The organism is Mesorhizobium sp. M0772 (genome assembly GCF_040320135.1).
In the GTDB taxonomy this organism is placed as follows: Bacteria; Pseudomonadota; Alphaproteobacteria; order Rhizobiales; family Rhizobiaceae; genus Mesorhizobium.
Genome location: NZ_JAMYPB010000040.1, coordinates 1 through 19,861 on the forward strand (window position 1 = coordinate 1; position 19,861 = coordinate 19,861).

Here is a 19,861-nt window from a genome sequence, read left to right on the forward strand (position 1 = left end):
GGTGAAGTCAGCGTCCGCGGCGCCCCCGACCATCCAGCGAATTTCGGCCGGCTCTGCTCCAAGGGCTCGGCCCTGGGCGAAACCATCGACCTCGATGGCAGGCTGCTTTACCCGGAAATCCACGGCCGCCGTGCCGGCTGGGACGAAGCGCTCGATCTCGTCGCTTCGACCTTTTCGCAAACCATCGCCGAGCACGGTCCGGACTCCGTCGCCTTCTATGTCTCCGGCCAGTTGCTGACCGAAGACTACTATGTCGCCAACAAGCTGATGAAGGGCTTCATCGGCTCGGCCAACATCGACACCAATTCGCGGCTATGCATGGCCTCATCGGTTGCCGGCCACCGCCGCGCCTTCGGCTCCGACACCGTGCCCGGCACTTACGAGGATCTCGAGCTCGCCGACCTGATCGTGCTGGTCGGCTCCAATCTCGCCTGGTGCCATCCCGTGCTCTTCCAGCGCATCGCGACGGCCCGGGAAAAACGACCGGAGATGAAGGTCGTGCTGGTCGACCCACGCCGCACCATGACTGCTGATATCGCCGATATGCACCTGGCGATCGCGCCGGATGGCGACGTTGCTCTGTTCACTGGTCTGCTCGCCTGGCTTGGCCAGCACAACGCGCTCGACCGCGCCTACATCACCGCCCACACGACTGGCTTCGGGCAAGCGCTCTTCGCCGCCTCGAAACTCGATCTTGCCGGCGCTGCCGCCGCCACCGGCTTGAGCGAAGAGGAGCTTGCCCGCTTCTACAGCCTGTTTGCCGCCACAGCGAAGACCGTCACCGTCTACAGCCAAGGCGTCAACCAGTCGTCTTCGGGCACCGACAAGGTCAACGCCATCATCAACTGCCATCTCGCCACCGGCCGCATCGGCAAACCTGGGGCAGGACCGTTTTCAGTGACCGGCCAGCCCAACGCCATGGGCGGCCGCGAGGTCGGCGGCATGGCCAATATGCTGGCCGCCCATATGGAGATCGAAAACCCCGAGCACCGCGACCGCGTGCAGCGTTTCTGGAATGCGCCGGCCGTCGCCCCAAAGCCCGGTCTGAAGGCGGTCGAGATGTTTCAGGCGATCGCCGCCGGCCGCATCAAGGCATTGTGGATCATGGCCACCAACCCGGTCGATTCGATGCCGGACGCCGATGCCGTCGAGGCAGCGATCAAGGCTTGCCCGTTCGTCGTGGTGTCGGACGTGCTGGCGAGCACGGACACCGTGCGCCACGCCCATGTGCGGCTGCCTGCCGCCGCATGGGGCGAGAAGGACGGCACCGTGACCAATTCAGAGCGCCGCATCTCGCGCCAGCGCGCCTTCCTGCCGGCACCCGGTGAGGCGCTGCCGGATTGGTGGATCGTTTCGGAAGTGGCGCGGCGGATGGGGTTTGACGAGGCGTTTTCCTATTCGTCGCCAGCGGAAATCTTCGCCGGACACGCCGCGCTGTCCGGGTTCGAGAATGACGGCGCACGGGATTTTGATATTGGCGCTTATGCTGGTGTTGATAAGGAGGCCTATGCAGCGCTTGAGCCTTTCCAATGGCCGGCGCCGAGCCCAGCCACCCCCCTCTGGCCTGCCGGCCATCGCCCCCGCAAGGGGGGAGATCAGCCGTCGCATCGGCCTTCGCCAATTACCAACGATGCAGAAGATATGCCGGCGTCAAAGCTGCCAATCTCCCCCCTCGCGGGGGAGATGTCCGGCAGGACAGAGGGGGGTGTTCAAGCGGGACTTGACCGTTCCAGCACCCGCTTCTTCGCCAACGGCAATTTCTACAATCCCGACCGCAAGGCCCGCTTCATCGCCATTCGTCCCATCGTCGAGACACGCACCAGCCCGGACTATCCGCTGATCCTCAACACCGGCCGTGTTCGCGACCATTGGCACACGATGACCCGCACTGGGAAAAGCCCACGTCTCTCCCAGCACATGGCCGAGCCCTTCGTCGAGATCCACCCGGCGGATGCCACGCATCACGGCATTGGCGACGCCGACATCGTGCGCGTCTCCAGCCCGCGCGGCGATGTGCTGGTGCGCGCGCTGGTGACGGCACGCCAGCGCCAGGGCAGCGTGTTTGCGCCGATGCACTGGACTGACCAGTTTTCGGCAAAAGGCCGGCTCGACACGCTGACCGCGCCTCTGACCGATCCGGTTTCCGGTCAGCCTGCGCTGAAACATGTCGGCGCCCGCATCGAGAAGTTCGCCGCGAGAGCCTTCGGCTTCGCCGTGGTGCGCCGCAAGCCGGTGGCGGTCGCAGCAGATTACTGGGCCGTGGCCACATGCAAGGGCGGCTGGCGGGTGGAGCTTGCCTTTGCTGACGACGACATCGACTGGGCTGGTTTTGCTGGTTCGCTTTTCGATGTTCCCGTAGCCGATACGCTCGCCTATCACGACCGCGATACCGGCCAGCATCGTATTGCTGCCTTCGACGACCAGCACCTCGCCGGGGCTTTGTTTATCGCGTCGGGACCGGTGGCGGTTTCGCGGGGTTGGGCGGCACAGCAACTCCAGGAGGTTCACACCAGCCAGCGCGAACGCTTCAGGATCGTCGCCGGTCGCGCCGGCGCCGATCGGCCCGATGCGGGCGCGACCGTCTGCTCCTGTTTCAGCGTCGGGGTCAACCAGATCGCGGCGGCAGTGGCAGCCGGGTGCACGACAGTCGAAGCCATAGGCGGCGCCCTGAAGGCCGGCACAAATTGCGGCTCCTGCCGGTCCGAGATCCGGGCGGTCATCCAGGCCAATCGGGTTCAGGCTGCGGAGTAGATGCGGCTGGCTGGCGAGGGGATCTGAAGATATCCTCCTGGGCCGCCACGGTCATCGATTGCGGAAGGTGTGGCGGTCCTTTTCGGGTCGCTGTGAGCGCGCCGGCAGGAGGATCACCTGGCTTGGCTGTTAATCCAGCCGGTCGCGCAGGATGCTCCAGGGGAGCAGCATATTCGGTGCATAGCGCACGAGGTGGTGCAGCGGGATCGGCGCTGGCGGTGCGAAGGGGAGCGGCAGATATCGGGCGTCCGTTCCGCTCGCCCAGTCCGCCAGCACTTTGCCCATTACCGTGGTCATGGCGATGCCGCGGCCGTTGCAGGCGAAGCCGGCGATCAGGCCCGGGCCGAGGTCGATGAGGCGCGGCAGGAAATCCGGCACCACCGCCGCCACGCCTGTCCAGCTGTAGGCAAGCGGCGGCAGGTCAGGCAAATCGAGATGCCTGGCGAGCCGTCGCCAGATCGTTTGCGGCATGCGCGTCTCAGCGCCGGCGCCGACGACATGCATGCCGCCGCTGATCAGCCGGTTCTGGCCATCGAAGCGGCACGTGAACAGGTTGCGCCTGGTGTCGCCGACGCCCTGGCCGCCGGGCAGCAGGCGCGCGCGTATGGCCCGCGACAGCGGCGCAGTGGCGATCTGGAAGACTTTCAGCGGGATATAGGTCCGCGCCAGTGTCCGGTTCAGTGCCCCGCCATAGGCGTTGGTGGCGATCACCACCTTGCCCGCACGCACGGCGCCGGATGCGGTCGTCAAGGTCCAGCCATCCGCAGCGCGGTCGATGGAAGCGACGCGCGTCTGCTCGAAGATCCGCGCGCCGGCTTTTTCGGCGGCATCGGCCAGGCCGCGCGCATACTCGACCGGATTGAGGACGCCGCCCGAGTTATCCATCCAACCGCCGGCGTAGCCGCCGATACCGGTGAGCGTCGTGACCGCCTTGGCATCGAGCGTTACGGTCGGCCTGCCCCGCGCCGCCCATTGCTCGGCGCGCGATCGCGTCTTTTCCAGCGCGGCGGACGAATGCGCCGGCTGGATCCAACCATTCTGCACAGCGTCGCATTCGATGCCGTGCCTCTTGATCAGGCCGAAGACGAGATCAGCGCTGCCGGCGGCGAAGTCAACCAGGCGCCCGCCGCGCTCGGGTCCGAGTTCGGTGATGATGTCGTCTGGATCCCGCTTGGCGAAGTTCGGAACGACGAAGCCGGCATTCCGGCCGGTCGCACCCCAAGCGATGAATTCGGCTTCGAGGACCGCGACCGAAAGCCCTTTCTCAGAGGCATGCAATGCCGTCGACAGGCCGGAAAAGCCGCCGCCAACGATCGCGAGATCGACGTCGAGCCCGCCTTGCAGCGTGCCCCGGTCGCGGCGGTTGCGGCTAACGGCATGCCAGAGTGAAACGCCATGCACGTCTTGCCGGATCATGGCATTCATGGTCCGGCCTCGTTCTCGCTGGCCGCCGCCTTTGTCTGTTTGCCGGGCTTCGGCCGGCGCGGCCGATCGCCGAACAATCCGTTCGGCCGGATCAGCAGGATGACGCACAGCATGACGCCGATGGCGACGATCTGCAGTGAGGCCGCGCGTGCCTGCTGCTCGGGCGCAAACAGCACGCTGGTCAGCGTGCCCGACCCCGCCCATATCGCCCAGACCAGGATGCTGCCGGCAACGGCGCCGGCATTGCTGCCCGAGCCGCCGACGATCAGCATCACCCAGACCTGGAAGGTCAGGATCGGCAGATAGTTATCGGGCGCGATGAAGCCGGTGAAATGCGCCTGCAAAGCGCCGGCCAGCGCCATGATAGCGCCGCCGACGGCGAAGGCCTGGACGCGGTAGAAGCGCGCGCTCTTGCCCAGCGAAATCGCCGCTCGCTCGTCCTCGCGCAGCGCCTTGAGCACGCGGCCCCAGGGGCTGCGCGACAGGTGCTCCAGAGCGAGATAGGCGATCAGCGTCACAGCCGAAACGACGGCGAGGTTCGACAGGTTGAACAGCAGCGGCGTTTCGGCAAGGCCGCCGAACGGGCGCGGGATGAAACCGATGCCGAACGGGCCGCCGGTGAGTTTCTGCGCGTTGAGCGCGACCAGCTGCACGACGACGGCGACGCCGAAGGTGGTGATCGCCAGGTAGTCGGATCGCAGACGCAGCGTGGCCATGCCGGTAAGTGCTGCGGCGATACCGCCGACGACCATGGCGCCCGCCCAGCCAACCAGGATCGGCAGACCGAAGCCGCCGAAGCGCGCGGCATCGTCCGGGGTCGTCAGCAGCGCCGATGTATAGGCGCCGATGGCGACGAATCCGGCAAGGCCGACATTGAAAAGGCCAGTCAGCCCCCACTGCAGATTGAGCCCCAGTGTGACCAGCGAAAAGATCAGTGCGGTGGTCAGGAAGAAGGCGCCGTAGCCGAGCAGGTCCATCAGCGTTCCCTCACACCAAACAGGCCGATCGGCCGAACGAACAGCACCGCCATCAGGATGATGAAGGAGATTGCGGCGCGCCATTCGGCGCCGATCAGCTGCACCGCACCGGCTTCGGCAAGACCGATGATCAAGCCGCCGAGCACAGCGCCCGGAATGCTGCCGATGCCGCCGAGGATGGCTGCTGCAAACATCGGCAGCAGCATGTCGAAGCCCATGAACGGGCGGATCTGCACCAGAATGCCGATCATCACGCCGGCCACGCAGGCCAGCGCCCCGCCGATGATCCAGGTGACACGCACAACGGAGGCAACGTCGATACCGACGATGCGGGCCAGCGCTGCATTCTGGCTCAGCGCCTGCATGGAGCGGCCGGTCTGCGTGCGTGTCATCAACAGATGCACGCCGAGCACCAGCACGGCGGTCAGCAGCAGAAGCGCGATCTGATCGGGCGTGATGCGGATGCCGAAGCCGACCGGCATGGCGATCTGGATCGCGCGGCTGAAATAGGTCGGCCGTGAGCTGAAGGTGAATTCGAGCAGGCTGCGCAGCGCCATCGAGGCGCCGAAGCTCGCCATCACCACGATGATCGCTTGCCCCTGCGAGCGCAGCCGCGAAAACAGCACCTTGTCGAGCAACAGCGCCAGCAGGGCGGTGAGAGTCATGCCGACAAGCAGCGCAACCAGCAGCGGCCAGCCGAAAGACAGCGGTCCAATGGGCGCCACCTTGCCGAAGATCGCGCCGATGGCGCTGACGACGGCGAGCGTCGCATAGGTGCCCCAGGCCATGAAGTCGCCATGGGCGAAGTTCGAGAAGCGCAGGATCGAGTAGGTCAGCGTCACGCCGATGGCGCCAAGGCCGATCATCGAGCCGGTCAGCAGCCCATCGACGACAAATTGCAGGCTCATGCCGCGCCTCCCTTGCCGACGGGGGACGGGCGTTGGCCGAGATAGAGTTCGGCGACGACAGGATCGTTCCACAGTTCGGAAGCAACGCCCTCGTGCCGGTCCTTGCCTTCGACCAGCACATAGGCGCGGTCGCCGATGGCAAGCGCTGCCTTGGCGTTCTGTTCGACCAGCAGGATGGTGACGCCGGACCTGCGGATGCCGGCCAGCATCTCGAACACCGTCGATACGAATTTCGGCGACAGGCCGGCCGACGGTTCGTCGAGCAGCAGCACCTTGGGATGGACGATCAGCGCACGTGCGACGGCGAGCATCTGCCGCTGTCCGCCCGACAGATTGCCGGCGGCGGTGCGGCGCTGGCGGACGAGGTCGGGGAAGGCCGTGTACATTTCCTCGATGCGGGCAGGGATTTCGCGTCGCTCGAGGATGCCGCAGGCGACTTTCAGATTGTCCTCGACCGACATCAGCGGGAAGATGTTCTCCGTCTGCGGTACGAAGGCCAGGCCGAGCCGGACCATGGTGTGGGCGGGCGCGGCGGTTATGTCCTTGCCGTCCAGGAACACCGCGCCGCCGGTGATCGGGACAAGGCCGGCGATCGCCTTGATGAAGCTCGACTTGCCGGCGCCGTTGGGGCCGAGCACGACGACGATCTCGCCCTTGCCGACGGTGATCGAGGCGCCGCGCACGATCGGCACGCCAAGCTCATAGCCGGCTTCGAGGTTGCGCACGTCGAGGACGGTCTCGTTCATGTGGCGCCCCCGAGATAAGCCTCGATGACGCGCGGGTCGCGGGCGACTTCCTCTGCCGTGCCTTCGCTGAGCAACTGGCCGCTCGCCATGACGAGGACACGGTGGCAGAGCCGCGTCACCATGTCGATATTGTGCTCGATCAGCAGAAAGGTGATGCCGTGCGCGTTGATGTCGCGGATGCGGTCGATGATGATCTCGAGCAGCGTCGCGTTGACGCCGGCGGCCGGTTCGTCGAGCAGGATGATCGCCGGATCGGCCATCATGACGCGGGCGAGTTCGAGCAGCTTGCGTTGACCGCCGGAAAGCACGCGCGCCGGTTCGTGCGCCAGCCGAGCGAGCGAGACGAGCTCGAGCAGCTCGAGTGCCTTTGCCCTGGCTGCTCTTTCCTGTGCCGCCACTCGCCACGGCGTGACGAAGTTGGCGAGCAATTTTTCGCCGGCTTGGCCCTGCGCCGCCAGCATGATGTTTTCGATCAGCGTCAGATTGGGCAGGGGGCGCGGGATCTGGAAGGTGCGGCCAAGACCACGGCCGATACGCAGATGAGCGGCTTCGCCGGAGACGCGCGTGCCATTGAGCAGGATATCGCCGCTGGTTGGCAATATGCTGCCCGCCAACAGATCGAACATCGTCGTCTTGCCGGCGCCATTCGGCCCGATCAGGCCGAGGATTTCGCCCGCTTTGACATCAAACGAGACATCGTTGACGGCGACAAGGCCGCCAAAACGCCTGACGACGTTTCGTGCCGTCAGAACTGGCGCACGGGTCTCCTGCCGTTGGCGCTCCGCTGCATCGCTCATCAAACCCTCTGGCCGAAGACGATCGTTGTCGCCTCCTGATTTTTGATTTGTGATCACACTTGCTTTGATCACGCTATTCGGCTTTAATTTCATTCGCAAGCCGAAAACGGGGCAAATGCCGGTAATGCAGAAGGCTGCCATCGAAAAGAACAACGAGACGATCGCAGCCCAGCTTACGCCGGTCGGCCGCGAGACGGTGCAGGATCGCGTCTATTCCGAGTTGCGCCGTGCTCTGATCGGTGGCCTTTTCGAGCCGAACCAGGTGCTGACCATCCGTGGTCTTGCCGATGCGCTGGTCACCTCGACCATGCCGGTACGCGAAGCGCTCGGCCGGCTGATCACGGAAAAGGCACTGGAGGCGCTGCCCAACCGTTCCGTGCGCGTGCCGCCGATCACGCTGGAGCGCATCGACGACCTCCTGCGTGCCCGCTCACTCATCGAAGGCGAAGCGATCGCGCTTGCCGCCAGGCGCATGAGCCCGCGCCAGATCGCGTCGATCGAAGCCATGCTGGGCGAATGGGACGAGATGCGGGCCCTGAAGCACAAGAAGGATATCGATCGCGAAGCGACGCTCAACCAGAGCTTCCATTTTGAGATCTACCGCTGCTGCGGCTCGGCTGTGCTGATCCCGATGATCGAAAGCCTCTGGCTTCAATCGGGACCCTGCATCCGCGTCGCCATCTATGCCTTCTCCGAGGCCGGCGAGGTCGATACCGCGCACTATCACCGCGGCATTGTCGCGGCACTTGCCAAACAGGATGCGCAAGCGGCGCGCGAGGCGCTGGTAGCCGACATCAGCCGCCCCTTCGCCTTCCTGCGCGACAAACTTCAATCGGCGAAGGACTGACATGCCCAAGCCCGCCATCGGCATCACAGAACCACGCTCGAAGCTTTCCGTGACGGCGCTGCTATTGCCCGAAAAGGCGCCGGAGAATGCCGCCTTCCTGCTGGCGTATCTGGCGCAGCCACGCATCATCCCAGGCATCCATGCGATGTGGACAGGACCGGAAATCTCGTGCCCGGTTCCGTCAGCCGATCTCCACGGCCAGGCCTATGCCCAGTCTTTGCCACCGGAGAATGCAACGCTGACGCCGCAGCCCGGCGATATCGTGCTGTCCTATGTGCCGCCACGCGTGTGGGGCGGCAATCCCAATGCCATCTTCGATATCGGCCTGTACTACGGGCAGGGGGCGCGGCTGCTGTTCCCGATCGGCTGGCTGGCCGGCAGCGTGGTCGCGCAAGTGCTTGCCGGAGAGCGCGATCAGTTTGCCGCCGCCTGCGGCGTTATCCGCCGCAACGGCGCCTGTGACATCACCTTCAGCCTGGTGGAGGCCTGAATGGCCGACGACAGTTTCGAGCTCTTCGATCTGCGCGTCGAAGCGGTCATTCCCGAAGGCAAGCCGGTCTATTGCGGCGCCAGGGCCGGCGACTATTTCGAACTGAAGGGCGAAATGCTCTCGCTGCCGGCAGGGCAGGGTTTTTCGATCTATTCGATCTCGGCCGTGTTGCCGCTCCTGGCGGCAAAGCAGCGCCCGACGCATGCAAATGACTGGATGACCTCGGATGCCGAGATCGCCTGTCCCGATCCCAATTGCGCCAGCCGGCTCCGCATCGTCAGGCTTGCCAAGCGGCGGTTCAGCCATGCCGAAACCACAGCGGTGCCGCTGCCGAAGGAGACCGACAAAAGATGAGCGCCAGGACGATCGAACTCAGCCCCGGCTATACGATCTCGCGCGTCATCCGCGGCGGCTGGCAGCTCGCCGGTGGCCATGGCGCCGTCGACCGCAGCCAGGCGGTGACCGACCTGATCGCCACTTTCGATGCCGGCATCTGGACCTATGATTGCGCCGACATCTACACCGGCGTCGAGGAACTGATCGGCGCCGCGCGCCTGCGGCTGGCGCGCGATCGCGGTCTCGACGTCGCGGCCAGGATGAAGGTGCACACCAAGCTGGTGCCGGACCTCGAACGACTGGCAAGCATCAGCCGCGACTACATCAGGGGCATCGTCGATCAGTCGCTTCGCAGGCTGAAGACGGAGCGGATCGATCTCGTGCAGTTTCACTGGTGGGATTATGACCAGCCTCGTTACGTCGAGGCGATGGGTTGGCTCGACGAGCTTCGGCTGGAAGGCAAGGTGCGCAATCTCGGCACCACCAATTTCGATACGCCGAGGTTAGCCGAAATCCTCTCCGCGGGCATCCCGCTGGTCAGCCAGCAACTGCAATATTCAGTGCTCGACCAGCGGCCGGCAAACAGCCTTGCGGGCCTTGCCGCTAAGAACGGTGTCCGCTTCCTCTGCTACGGCTCGGTGGCGGGCGGCTTCCTCAGCGACAAATGGCTTGGCGTGGCCGAGCCCTCCACGCCGCTCGAAAACCGCTCGCTGGTCAAATACAAGCTGATCATCGACGACTTCGGCGGCTGGGAGCTGTTCCAGTCCCTGCTCAAGGCGCTGAAAGCGGTCGGCGATCGCCACGGCGTCGACATCGCCACCATCGCCTCGGCATGGGTGCTCGAGCAGCCGCAGGTCGCGGCCGTCATTGTGGGTGCGCGCAACCAGGCACATGCGCTGGCCAATACGAAAATCATGGACGTCGCGCTCGACGCCGACGATCGCGCGCGGATTGCTGCCGCCATCGCACAAGGCACCGGCCTCGCGGGCGATGTCTACGCGCTGGAGCGCGACCGTCATGGCCGCCACGGCTCGATCATGCATTACAACCTCAATGCGGGGAAGAAATGAGCGGAGAGCCTTCCCTTTTTTCGCGTGCCAGCGCTGAAATCATCGACCTGCATCGCTTCTTCGTCGACTGGTTTGTCGCCGCGCGAGCCGACGCTGTGGAGTTCGGCCGCTTCGAGGCTGTCATGGGCGAAGGCCTCACCATGGTGGCGCCGAATGGCCAGATCCTCGATCGCGACGCGGTCGTAGATCATGTCCGGACAAGCCGCGCCACTTGCGACGACGGTTTTGCCATATCGATCGAGGACATCAGGCCGGGTTGGCAGGACGCGGACACGATCGTCATCTTCTACATCGAGGCGCAACTGCGCGCCGGCAAACACAGTCGCCGGCAGTCCAGTGCGGTCTTCACCACCAGTTCATCGGCACCAAACGGCGTCGAATGGCGGCATCTGCATGAGACCTGGCTGCAGGCGCCGGAAGGCTGAACAGGCAAAAGTTCAAACAAGAAAAGGGGAACGGCAATGAAGAAGACGATACTTCAAATCACCACAGCACTGGCTCTCGTGACGATGGCCGGCGCCGCACACGCAGCGGACTGCAAGATCACCGTCGGCCTGGTCATGGAGCTCACCGGTCCGGCCGGCGAATACGGCCAGGCCGGCGCGAAGTCCGTCGAAATGGCCTTCCGCGACATCAATGAAGCCGGTGGCGTACGCGGCTGCGATCTCGCAACCGACACGCGCGACAGCCAGAGCCAGGGCAATATCGCGGTCGATGCCGCGACCCAGCTGGTACAGGTCAAGAAGGTGCCGGTGATCATCGGCGGCATCATCTCCTCGGTGTCGATCCCGATTTTGACCTCGGTCACCGGGCCGGCCAAGATCGTGCAGGTGTCGCCGGCTTCGTCCTCGCCGACGCTGACCGCCCTTGGCCGCGACGGCAAGACCAACGGCATCTTCTTCCGCACCATCACGTCGGATGCGCTGCAAGGCGTGGCCGCCGCCAAATACGCCATCGACAAGGGCTTCAAGAAACTGTCGATCATCCATGTCAACAACGACTTCGGCGTCAACATGGTGGCCGAATTCTCGCGTGCCTACAAAGCGCTCGGCGGCACCATCGTCTCCGACACGCCCTATAATGAAAAGCAGTCGAGCTATGCTTCGGAAGTGACGGCGGCGATGGGAGGCGAGCCGGACGGGCTCTACCTCGTCAGCACGCCGGTCGACGGCGCAACGGTCGCCCGCACCTGGATATCGCAGGGCGGCGTGCAGAAATTCCTGCTCAATGACGGCATGAACAGCCCGGACTTCATCGAATCCGTCGGCGCCGACTATCTCAAGGATGCCTATGGCACCTCTTCCGGCACCAGCCCGACGGCCTCCACCGACTACTTCCTGAAAAACTACAAGGAGTTTTCGGGTATCGAGCCGTCGAACCCGGCAGCCGACCGTTCCTATGATGCCGGCGCCATTGTCGGCCTCGCCATTGCCATTGCCGGCTCCGAGGATCCAGCCAAGATCAAGGATGCCATGTACAAGGCGGTGGATCCTGCCGGCACACCGATCTATGCCGGCAAGGACGAGTTCGCCAAGGCGCTCGGCCTGATCAAGGACGGCAAGCCGATCCGCTATGAAGGCGTCATCGGTCCGGTCAGCTTCGACAAATATGGCGACATCACCGGTCCGTTCCGGCTGTGGAAGATCGTCGACGGCAAGGTGACGACCGACGGTGAAATGACAACCGACGACGTCAACGCGCTGCAGGCGAAATTGCAGTAGCGCCGGTACATTGTCCGGCGCGATCTCCGTTCGATCTCTGGGAGATCGACGCCGGACAAGCAGTCCAACATCGGCGCTAGTTACGCGGTCAAGCGCGAAATCAGCCGGGTCAATATAACGACAGGCGGCTGGCCGGGCATGAAGACCTGCGGATTGGAGAGGGCGCCGACGATATGACCCACATAGTCTGATTTGTCGTAGCCGATTGACGATATCGGGTAGGCGTCGAAATTGGTCAGGGACACATTGTCGAAGCCATAGAGGCGGAAGCGGCTGGGCCGGTTGTCGGGGAAATCCGCCCGGCAGACATCCAGAACACCCATGGCCATCGCGTCGGACGTACAAAAGACCGCATCGGGACAGCCGCGTCCCGTCAGGCCGGCGGCTGCCGCATAGCCCGACTCGTAGGAATAGTCTCCCTGGACCGTCTGCAGCAGTTCAATTCCATGATGCCGGAACGCTTCGAGGTAGTGGCCGATGCGCAGCTGTTCGACCCGCGAGGACGAACGGCCGGTCAGCAGGCTGGCCGTGCGCGCGCGCTTGGCCGCCGCATCCGCCACGGCCTCGGCGATGCCGACGCCTTCATCGGGAATGACGGTGGGTGACAGATCGTCATGCAGTCCGTTCAGCATGATGACCAGGTCCGAGCGAAACATGCGCCGCACCGTCGCTGCATCGGCAAAGTCGGAGAACACCACGGCGGCATCGACATGATAGGCAACGCCGTTGCGCAGAAAATCCTCGACCCCTTCCGCCGAGCCGATGCGGATGAGGATGACCTGCTTGCCGATCGACTGGATTGCGTCGAGCAGCCGGTCGAACAGGTCGAGATCTGAAAGGTCGTGAATGTGGTTGACCACGACGGCAACCAGATTGACGGTCTTGGTGGTCAGGCTTTGCGCCAGGAGATTGGGTTTGTAGCCGAGCTGCGCGGCGGCCTGCACGACACGTTCGCGTTTGTCCGCCGAGACCGGTCGCGGTCCGCTCGACAGCGCACGGCTGGCCGCGGCACGCGACACGCCTGCCAGCCGCGCGACATCGGCGATCGTTGCGACGGCGCCTCGAGTGTGCGCCGATCGGTTACCGGTAGTGGGTGTCACCACAGCGGGTTGAGCGCCGGCGGGTTGGAGTCCGGCCCCCACCACTTCTTGTAGGTCGTCTCATAGGTACCCGACTGGATGAAGTCGGACACGAACATGTCGAGCCAGCGGACGAATTCGGGATCGCCCTTGGCGACCGCGATGCCGATCGGATCGTTGGAATAGAGGCCAGGCAGCGTCACCAGGCTCGGTGTCTTGGTTGCGAGGTAATCGAGCAGCGAGGAATCCTCGATCGCCGCATCGACGCGCTTCTGTTGCAGCTGCAGAACCCCGTCGGGCGCGAACTGGTCGACATAAACGAGCTCTGCGTCCGGCACGGCTGCCTTGAGGAAGGTTTCGCCCGTGGTGCCGCGGCCGACGACAACCTTCTTGCCGGCGAGCCCCTTGAGGTCGGTTATCCCGGCATCCTTCTGGACGATGACGCGCAGCCCGGCCCGGTTGTAGGGGATGGTGAAGTTGACGGTCTTGGCCCGCTCGAGCGTTGCCGAGGTGTTTGCGACCGCGACATCGATCTGTCCCGACACCAGCATGGAAATACGGGCATCGCCCGAGACGTCGACGAACTCGACCGGCACCCCGAGCTTTTGCGCCAGCAGCGTCGCGACATCGACATCGTAGCCGACAGGGTTGTTTTGTGCATCGCGAAAGCCGATCGGCTCGCCGCCGAGCGATACGCCGATGCGAATGGTGCCGCGTGAGCGGATGTCGTCAATCATGCCGGCAAGGGCCGGAAATGCCGAACCGGCCACGATGGCCAGCGCGGCGAAGGCACGCAGTACGGTTTTCATGGTTCCTCTCCTTATTTTCAAGTGACGCGTCTTGCCGCCCGCAATTCGGGTGCGGACATGGAATCCTTCCAGAGCCAGTAGCGGACCTCGCCCTCGCATCTGAAATTCACCACCTCGTGGTTCTGCTCGGCGTCGACGGCGTGGATGACCACTCCGGCCAGGAAGCCGGTGTCGAGTTCAGCCAGTTCCTCGGCCGCCAGCGCGACCGCATCCGACAAGGATCGGCCAAGCTTCATGGCCAGCACGACGGTCCGCGCGGTCGTGCAGCGCATCGTCATCTCGCCGGTATGGGTGCACGCCGCCGCACCATAGCGGCTGTCGGCGTAAAAACCTGCGCCGGGAATGGGAGAATCGCCGAGCCGGCCCGGATATTTCCAGGCCCAGCCCGAGGTCGAAGTCGCGGCATGGATGCCGCGCCGCGCATCCGCCGACAGGAAGACGGTGGTGTCGCGGACGCGCTCGGGATCGGTGATAGTACGGCTGAGCGGCGCCAGATCGATATCGGGGAATTTCGCCAGCTGTTGCGGTGTGAGTTCCTGTTGCAGCCGCTCCCACCAGACGCGCTTGCTGTCCTCGAACAAGACTTCGTCTTCGGCAAAACCGATTTCGCTGGCAAAGCGCCGCGCCCCTTCGCCGGTCAGCATCACATGCGGCAGGCGCTTCATTACCTGCTGCGCCAGGGCAGCGACCGCCAAGGTCCTTGGCACGGCGCCGACTGAACCGACCTCTCTTGTATTGCCGTCCATGACGCCGGCGTCGAACTCCATCTCGCCCAGCATGTTCGGCCAGCCGCCATAACCGACGCTGCGAACCTTGACCTCTTTCTCCACCATGCCGATGCCGGCAACCATCGCGTCCAGGCTGACGGCGCCATCGCGCAGCATTTGCACCGAGGTTTCGAATCCCGGCCATGCTTCGTTGTTGGCTAACAGCAGCATTCCTAGTCCTTGCGCATCCTGGAGAGAAACTGCGCAACCCGCGGCTGCGCCCGGCCGCCGTCCGCGGCGAAGAAACGATCCGTCGGCAGATCGACCACCAGCCTGCCCTTGTCGAGGAAGACGATGCGGTTGGAAATCTCGCGCGCGAATTCGATCTCGTGGGTGACGAACAGCATGGTCGTGCCTTGCGCGGCGAGCTTTGCCAGGATGGCCAGCACCTCGGAAGTCATTTCCGGGTCGAGCGCACTGGTCACTTCATCAAGCAGCAGATAGCGCGGCTGCATGGCGAGCGCCCGGCAGATGCCGACACGCTGGCGCTGCCCGCCCGACAACTGCGCCGGGTAGGCGTTGGCCCGATCGGCGAGGCCGACGGACTCGAGCAGCTTGCGCGCCAGCGCCTCGGCCTCAGGGCGCGGCATCTTCAGCACCTCGATCGGGGCGAGCGTAATGTTCTGAAGCGCGCTCATATGCGGATAGAGGTTGAACAGCTGGAAGACGGTGCCTGAGCGCTTGCGCGCCTCGGCCAGCTCCTTCGGCTTGCTGACATCGAAATCGTCGACCGTGATGCGGCCCGACTTCAGCTTTTCGAGGCCGTTGATGCAACGGATCAGTGTCGACTTGCCGGACCCCGACGACCCGAGGATCGAGACCACTTCGCCGGGCGCGATCGTCAGGTCGACGCCGTCCAGCACAGTGACCTCGCCGAACGCTTTGTGCACGTTTTCGATCTTGAGCATGTTAAAGCCCCCGCCAGGCGCTGTGCGCCCGCAGGCGGTTTTCAAGACGCTCGCCAAGCAGGGCGACCAGCTTTGCCGCGCCATAGTAGAGCAGCCCGACGACGGTCCAGACCACGAACGGCTTCAAGGTTCGCATGTTGAGGATGTGGCCGATCTTGGTCAGGTCGACGACGCCGATGACAGAAATCAGCGACGTCACCTGAAGCTGGTTGACCAGCAGCGCGACGAGCGGGCCGACCGCGAAGGCGGCAGCCTGGGGCGAAACGATATGGCGCAGGACCTGCCACCGGGTCAGGCCGAAGACACGCGCGGCCTCGACCTGCTCGCGTTCGATCGACTCGATCGCCGAGACCGCGATGACATAGACGAATGCCGCGGTGTTCGCCGACAGAGTGATGGTCGCTGCGGTGACCGGCGTCACCCTTATATGCAACAGCGCCGGCAGGCCGAAGAACACCAGGAACAGCTGCACCAACACCGGCGAGTTCTTCAACAGCTCCGACAGGAAGGTGACGACCTGGGCCAGAACCGGCACACGGTAGAACCGCACCAACGCCCAGCTCAGGCCAATCAGCAGTCCGATCAGAGAGGTGACGAGAAACAGCGCGATGTTGGTGCCGAGACCTTGCGCCAGCAGGATCAGGTCGTAGGAGGTGAAGTCGCTGAACCGCATCAGTCGACCGCCTCCATCATGTCCCGATTGAGATGGCGGTGGAGCAGGGTGACGCCCAGCGAGACCAGATAGGTCAGGGCCGCGTAGGCGCAAAGCAGCACCACATAGACCTCGAAGGGCCGATAGGTCTGCGAGACGACGATCTGGGCTGAGCCGGTGAGCTCGTTGAGCGTGATGGTCGAAAGGATCGAGGATGTCAGGATCATGTTGATGAGCACGGATCCGAGCGGTCGCACGGAGGTGCGCAGCGCAATCGGCAGCACGATGCGGGTGAAGATCTTGCGCCTGGACAGGCCGCTCACTTCAGCGGCGTCGATGATGCCCTGGTCTATGGCGAGGATGCCGGCGCGAATGATGTCGGAGGCATAGGCGCCGCCGGCAATGGAAAGCGCCACGACGCCGGTGGTGAAGGCATCGATGTAAATGCCGAGCTCGGGCAGGCCGTAATAGAAGAAGAACAGCTGGACGATGAACGGCACATTGCGGAAGAGATCGACATAGACGAAGGCGATCCGTCGAAGCAGTGCCGAGGCGGAGGTGCGTGCGATCGCCACCAACGCGCCCATGACGACGCTTCCCACCAGCGACAGCGCGCAAGCCGCCGCCGTAAGTTCGGCGCCGCGCGCCAGAAAACCCAGATGCGGGAGCAGAATGGACAGATCGAAATGCACCGGCGGTCCCCAGTGAAACCGGTTTCACTCTTTTGGCTTTCGCCTCGTCTGTCAAGATGCAGGGTCTGGTTGCCGGCCTGTGGCTTGCATTCGTTGCGGTGATTCCGGTTCGCCCTCATGCGCGCTATGTCTCAAGCGCCGACAATTCGCCGCCGGCTTTCAACTCGACGACGCCGCCTATGCCAGCCGCGCGTCGCTGCGATGGCGGCTGGGGCGGCGCCCTCGGTTTTGCCGATCCCGGCGCCGGTGTCGGATTCGGCTACGTCACCAACCGCATGCTGGGTTTCGACGACGTCGATCCACGCCGCAAGGTATTGATTGATGCCGTTTACGACGCGCTCTGACGTAGGAGCGTTGGGAGCCGTTATGCGCGGATGTTCCACATGGCGTCCGGCACAACCACCAGCTTGCCGACGAAATCCTTGGCGATGAAGTCGGCCTGCGCCTTGTGGAAATCGGACAGTTTGTAGACACCGCCGACCAGCGGCCGGATTTTCTTCGCTTCGATGTATCCAACGATGCGGCGGAAGTCGGCGCGCGTCCCCTGGCTTGAGCCATGCAGTTGCAGCTGCTTGAGATACATGGTCCGGAGATCGAGCTGCACAACCGGACCGGCAATCGCGCCGGCGGTGGTGTAGCGGCCTTCGGGCCTCAGGATGCGCAAGAGCTCGTTGAAGATCGCGCCGCCGACGAGATCGGCGACCACATCGATCGGCTGGCCGCCAGTGGCTTCATTCACGGCGGCGGGAAGATCGGCAACCCCACGGGTAATAACCGCTTCGGCGCCGATGTCGCGCACCGCCTGCTCCTTGCCCTTGCCGACGACGGCGTAGGGAATGGCGCCGCGCGCCCGCGCCAGCTGCACGATGCCGGAACCGACGCCGCCTGAGGCGCCCGTGACCAGCACGCGCTCGCCGGCTTTCAGCCCGGCGCGTTCCAGCATCTGCTCGCCGGTGAGGTAGGCGCAGCAGAAGGTGGCGAGTTCGACATCGCTCATCTTAGTATCGACGACATGCGCATTCTCGCCCGGCACCGTCTGGTATTCGGCGTACCCGCCATCGCGGCCGTGGCCCATATAGTCGATGTCGGCGAGGGAATCGTCGTCGCGGTTGTAGATCGAAAAATCGACCATCACCCGCTCGCCGATGCGATCGGGCGAGACGCCTTTGCCGACAGCAGCGATGGTGCCGACTGTGTCGGTGCCCTGGATACGCGGGAAGGTAAGCGTGTTGCCTTGCCGCCGCCATGTCGACACGGCGGCAGCGTCCTCCTCGGTTCCGTATGCGCCCTGGCGCACCCAGACATCGGTGTTGTTCATACCGCAGGCGCTGACCTTGACCAGCACTTCGCCGGCGGCAGGCACAGGCACTTTCACATCGGTGCGATAGACGATCTTTTCCGGTCCGCCATGCCCGGTGAGCAGCACGGCGGCCATGGTGGCGGGGAGGGTCTTGGTCATGGCATTCATGGTCGATCTCAGAGATTGGAAAACACGCTGTTGACGGCATCGGCGGTTTTCGAAACGACGATGTCGGCTTCCTCACGCGTCAGGCAGAGCGGCGGCGCGAAGCCAAGGATGTCGCCCTGCGGCATGGCGCGGCCGATGACACCGCTGGCGGCAAGTGCTGTCGCCAGTTGCGGCCCGATCTTGAGCGAGGCGTCGAAGAACACCCGGTCGTCCTTGTCGGCGACAAATTCGACCGCCGCCAGCATGCCATCGCCGCGCACGTCGCCGACGTGTCTGTGGCCGCCGACAGCCTTGGCGAGTTCGGCGCGGAAATAGGCGCCGGTCTCGTGGGCAGTTGGCACCAGGTCCATCTCGTCGATCAGTTCGAGATTGGCGACGCCGGCGGCGACGCAGATCGGGTGCGCCGCATAGGTCCAGCCATGGCCGAGCGAGCCAAGCTTGTCGGAGCCCTGCACCAGCACCTGCCACATCTTGTCGGCAACGATGACGCCCGACAGCGGTGCATAGGCCGAGGTCAGGCCCTTGGCGATGGTGATCAGGTCCGGCTTGATGCCGTAATGGTCGGAGCCGAACATGGTGCCCAGACGGCCAAAGCCCGTCACCACCTCGTCGGCGACCAGCAGCACGTCATATTTCTTCAGCACCGCCTGGATTTTCTCCCAGTAGCCGGCCGGCGGCGGCACGATGCCGCCAGTGCCGAGAATCGGCTCGCCGATGAAAGCGGCGACGGTTTCGGGACCTTCAGCCAGGATCATCTCCTCAAGCTTGTCGGCGCAATGCTGCGAGAACTGCTCCTCGCTCATCGAGCGGTCGGCGCGGCGGAAGTAATAGGGCGCCTCGGTGTGCAGGACCGGTGCGCGCGGCAGGTCGAAGGCATTGTGGAACAGGTCGAGCCCGGTCAGTGATCCCGTCATCACGCCCGAGCCGTGATAGCCGCGCCAGCGCGAGATGATCTTCTTCTTCTCCGGCCGGCCCAGCACATTGTTGTAGTACCAGATCAGCTTGATGTTGGTTTCGTTAGCGTCGGAACCGGAGAGGCCGAAATAGACCCTCGACATGCCCTTCGGCGCGCGGTCGATGATCATCTTGGCCAGCGTGATCGACGCCTCGGTGCCGTGGCCGACATAGGCGTGGTAGTAGGCGAGGTTCTTCGCCTGGGTGGCGATGGCGTCAGCGATCTTCTGGCGGCCATAGCCGACATTGACGCAATAGAGCCCGGCAAAGGCATCGATACTCTTCTTGCCATTGTTGTCCCAGACGGTGACGCCTTCACCGCCGGCCATGATGCGGGTCGGGCTCTCGCCCCGCGCATGCGTGCCCATATGGGTCGAAGGATGGAAGAAATGGTCGCGATCCCAGGCGTTGAGTTCGTTGGACTGGTCGAGCATTTTTTGACTCCTTGAGAGATGGCCGGACGG

At 64.2% G+C, this 19,861-nt stretch carries 21 protein-coding genes; 8 read left to right on the top strand and 13 right to left on the bottom strand.

The window, feature by feature from the left end; all coding sequences use genetic code 11:
* A partial coding sequence (locus NKI06_RS22760) for a nitrate reductase (RefSeq protein ID WP_352987257.1) occupies positions 1-2,751 on the top strand: 2,751 nt, incomplete at its 5' end.
* Between the two features lie 129 nt (positions 2,752-2,880).
* Here the strand turns inward: NKI06_RS22760 and NKI06_RS22765 are convergent.
* Genes NKI06_RS22765 through NKI06_RS22785 form a run of 5 tightly spaced genes read right to left on the bottom strand, consistent with a single transcriptional unit; the run spans position 2,881 to position 7,604 of the window.
* On the bottom strand, positions 2,881-4,176 hold the full coding sequence (locus NKI06_RS22765) for an NAD(P)/FAD-dependent oxidoreductase (RefSeq protein WP_352987259.1): 1,296 nt from the start codon (positions 4,174-4,176) through the stop codon (positions 2,881-2,883).
* Entirely contained in the window at positions 4,173-5,156 is a 984-nt protein-coding gene (locus NKI06_RS22770; RefSeq protein ID WP_352738683.1) for a branched-chain amino acid ABC transporter permease, read from the bottom strand. The genes NKI06_RS22765 and NKI06_RS22770 overlap by 4 nt, the downstream gene beginning before the upstream one ends.
* Positions 5,153-6,061: a branched-chain amino acid ABC transporter permease gene (locus NKI06_RS22775; protein ID WP_352987261.1), complete on the bottom strand. Its 909-nt coding sequence runs from the start codon at positions 6,059-6,061 to the stop codon at positions 5,153-5,155. The genes NKI06_RS22770 and NKI06_RS22775 overlap by 4 nt, the downstream gene beginning before the upstream one ends.
* The gene (locus NKI06_RS22780; protein WP_352987263.1) at positions 6,058-6,807 is read right to left on the bottom strand and encodes a branched-chain amino acid ABC transporter ATP-binding protein; all 750 of its coding nucleotides are present in this window, start codon (positions 6,805-6,807) and stop codon (positions 6,058-6,060) included. Before NKI06_RS22780 ends, NKI06_RS22775 begins: the two co-directional genes overlap by 4 nt.
* Positions 6,804-7,604: an ABC transporter ATP-binding protein gene (locus NKI06_RS22785; RefSeq protein WP_023735676.1), complete on the bottom strand. Its 801-nt coding sequence runs from the start codon at positions 7,602-7,604 to the stop codon at positions 6,804-6,806. Before NKI06_RS22785 ends, NKI06_RS22780 begins: the two co-directional genes overlap by 4 nt.
* 124 nt (positions 7,605-7,728) lie before the next feature.
* Between NKI06_RS22785 and NKI06_RS22790 the strand changes: the two genes are divergently transcribed.
* The 6 genes from NKI06_RS22790 to NKI06_RS22815 are packed head-to-tail and all read left to right on the top strand — an operon-like array spanning position 7,729 to position 12,068.
* On the top strand, positions 7,729-8,451 hold the full coding sequence (locus tag NKI06_RS22790) for a GntR family transcriptional regulator (protein WP_023667856.1): 723 nt from the start codon (positions 7,729-7,731) through the stop codon (positions 8,449-8,451).
* Between the two features lies 1 nt (position 8,452).
* Complete coding sequence (locus tag NKI06_RS22795) at positions 8,453-8,941, top strand: DUF3830 family protein (protein ID WP_023667857.1); 489 nt, start codon at positions 8,453-8,455, stop codon at positions 8,939-8,941.
* The gene (locus NKI06_RS22800; protein WP_023732249.1) at positions 8,942-9,295 is read left to right on the top strand and encodes a TIGR04076 family protein; all 354 of its coding nucleotides are present in this window, start codon (positions 8,942-8,944) and stop codon (positions 9,293-9,295) included. It begins immediately after the preceding gene.
* Positions 9,292-10,347, top strand: coding sequence for an aldo/keto reductase (locus tag NKI06_RS22805; protein ID WP_352987266.1), 1,056 nt, complete (start codon positions 9,292-9,294; stop codon positions 10,345-10,347). The genes NKI06_RS22800 and NKI06_RS22805 overlap by 4 nt, the downstream gene beginning before the upstream one ends.
* Complete coding sequence (locus NKI06_RS22810) at positions 10,344-10,772, top strand: hypothetical protein (protein ID WP_023667860.1); 429 nt, start codon at positions 10,344-10,346, stop codon at positions 10,770-10,772. The genes NKI06_RS22805 and NKI06_RS22810 overlap by 4 nt, the downstream gene beginning before the upstream one ends.
* Before the next feature lie 36 nt (positions 10,773-10,808).
* Positions 10,809-12,068, top strand: a complete 1,260-nt coding sequence (locus tag NKI06_RS22815; RefSeq protein ID WP_023692246.1) for an ABC transporter substrate-binding protein — start codon at positions 10,809-10,811, stop codon at positions 12,066-12,068.
* A gap of 80 nt (positions 12,069-12,148) precedes the next feature.
* Here NKI06_RS22815 and NKI06_RS22820 read toward each other — a convergent pair whose 3' ends face one another.
* From NKI06_RS22820 to NKI06_RS22845, 6 genes are read right to left on the bottom strand one after another with little or no spacing between them, the layout of a single operon-like run.
* A complete protein-coding gene (locus tag NKI06_RS22820) occupies positions 12,149-13,171 on the bottom strand; it encodes a LacI family DNA-binding transcriptional regulator (protein ID WP_023732245.1) in 1,023 nt (340 codons plus the stop codon).
* Positions 13,165-13,956, bottom strand: a complete 792-nt coding sequence (locus NKI06_RS22825; RefSeq protein ID WP_023726283.1) for a transporter substrate-binding domain-containing protein — start codon at positions 13,954-13,956, stop codon at positions 13,165-13,167. The genes NKI06_RS22820 and NKI06_RS22825 overlap by 7 nt, the downstream gene beginning before the upstream one ends.
* Before the next feature lie 17 nt (positions 13,957-13,973).
* Positions 13,974-14,894: an isoaspartyl peptidase/L-asparaginase gene (locus tag NKI06_RS22830; protein WP_352987270.1), complete on the bottom strand. Its 921-nt coding sequence runs from the start codon at positions 14,892-14,894 to the stop codon at positions 13,974-13,976.
* Between the two features lie 2 nt (positions 14,895-14,896).
* The gene (locus NKI06_RS22835; RefSeq protein ID WP_023710015.1) at positions 14,897-15,631 is read right to left on the bottom strand and encodes an amino acid ABC transporter ATP-binding protein; all 735 of its coding nucleotides are present in this window, start codon (positions 15,629-15,631) and stop codon (positions 14,897-14,899) included.
* A gap of 1 nt (position 15,632) precedes the next feature.
* On the bottom strand, positions 15,633-16,304 hold the full coding sequence (locus NKI06_RS22840) for an amino acid ABC transporter permease (protein ID WP_023667866.1): 672 nt from the start codon (positions 16,302-16,304) through the stop codon (positions 15,633-15,635).
* The gene (locus NKI06_RS22845) at positions 16,304-16,975 is read right to left on the bottom strand and encodes an amino acid ABC transporter permease (RefSeq protein WP_023827980.1); all 672 of its coding nucleotides are present in this window, start codon (positions 16,973-16,975) and stop codon (positions 16,304-16,306) included. The genes NKI06_RS22840 and NKI06_RS22845 overlap by 1 nt, the downstream gene beginning before the upstream one ends.
* 179 nt (positions 16,976-17,154) lie before the next feature.
* Here NKI06_RS22845 and NKI06_RS22850 point away from each other — a divergent pair, with 179 nt between their 5' ends.
* The gene (locus tag NKI06_RS22850) at positions 17,155-17,319 is read left to right on the top strand and encodes a hypothetical protein (protein WP_245260037.1); all 165 of its coding nucleotides are present in this window, start codon (positions 17,155-17,157) and stop codon (positions 17,317-17,319) included.
* 20 nt (positions 17,320-17,339) lie between these two features.
* Here NKI06_RS22850 and NKI06_RS22855 read toward each other — a convergent pair whose 3' ends face one another.
* Both NKI06_RS22855 and NKI06_RS22860 read right to left on the bottom strand, forming a co-directional pair.
* The gene (locus tag NKI06_RS22855; RefSeq protein WP_352987271.1) at positions 17,340-18,443 is read right to left on the bottom strand and encodes an alcohol dehydrogenase family protein; all 1,104 of its coding nucleotides are present in this window, start codon (positions 18,441-18,443) and stop codon (positions 17,340-17,342) included.
* Positions 18,444-18,451: 8 nt separating this feature from the next.
* A complete protein-coding gene (locus NKI06_RS22860) occupies positions 18,452-19,831 on the bottom strand; it encodes an aspartate aminotransferase family protein (protein ID WP_352987273.1) in 1,380 nt (459 codons plus the stop codon).
* Positions 19,832-19,861 lie beyond the last annotated feature (30 nt).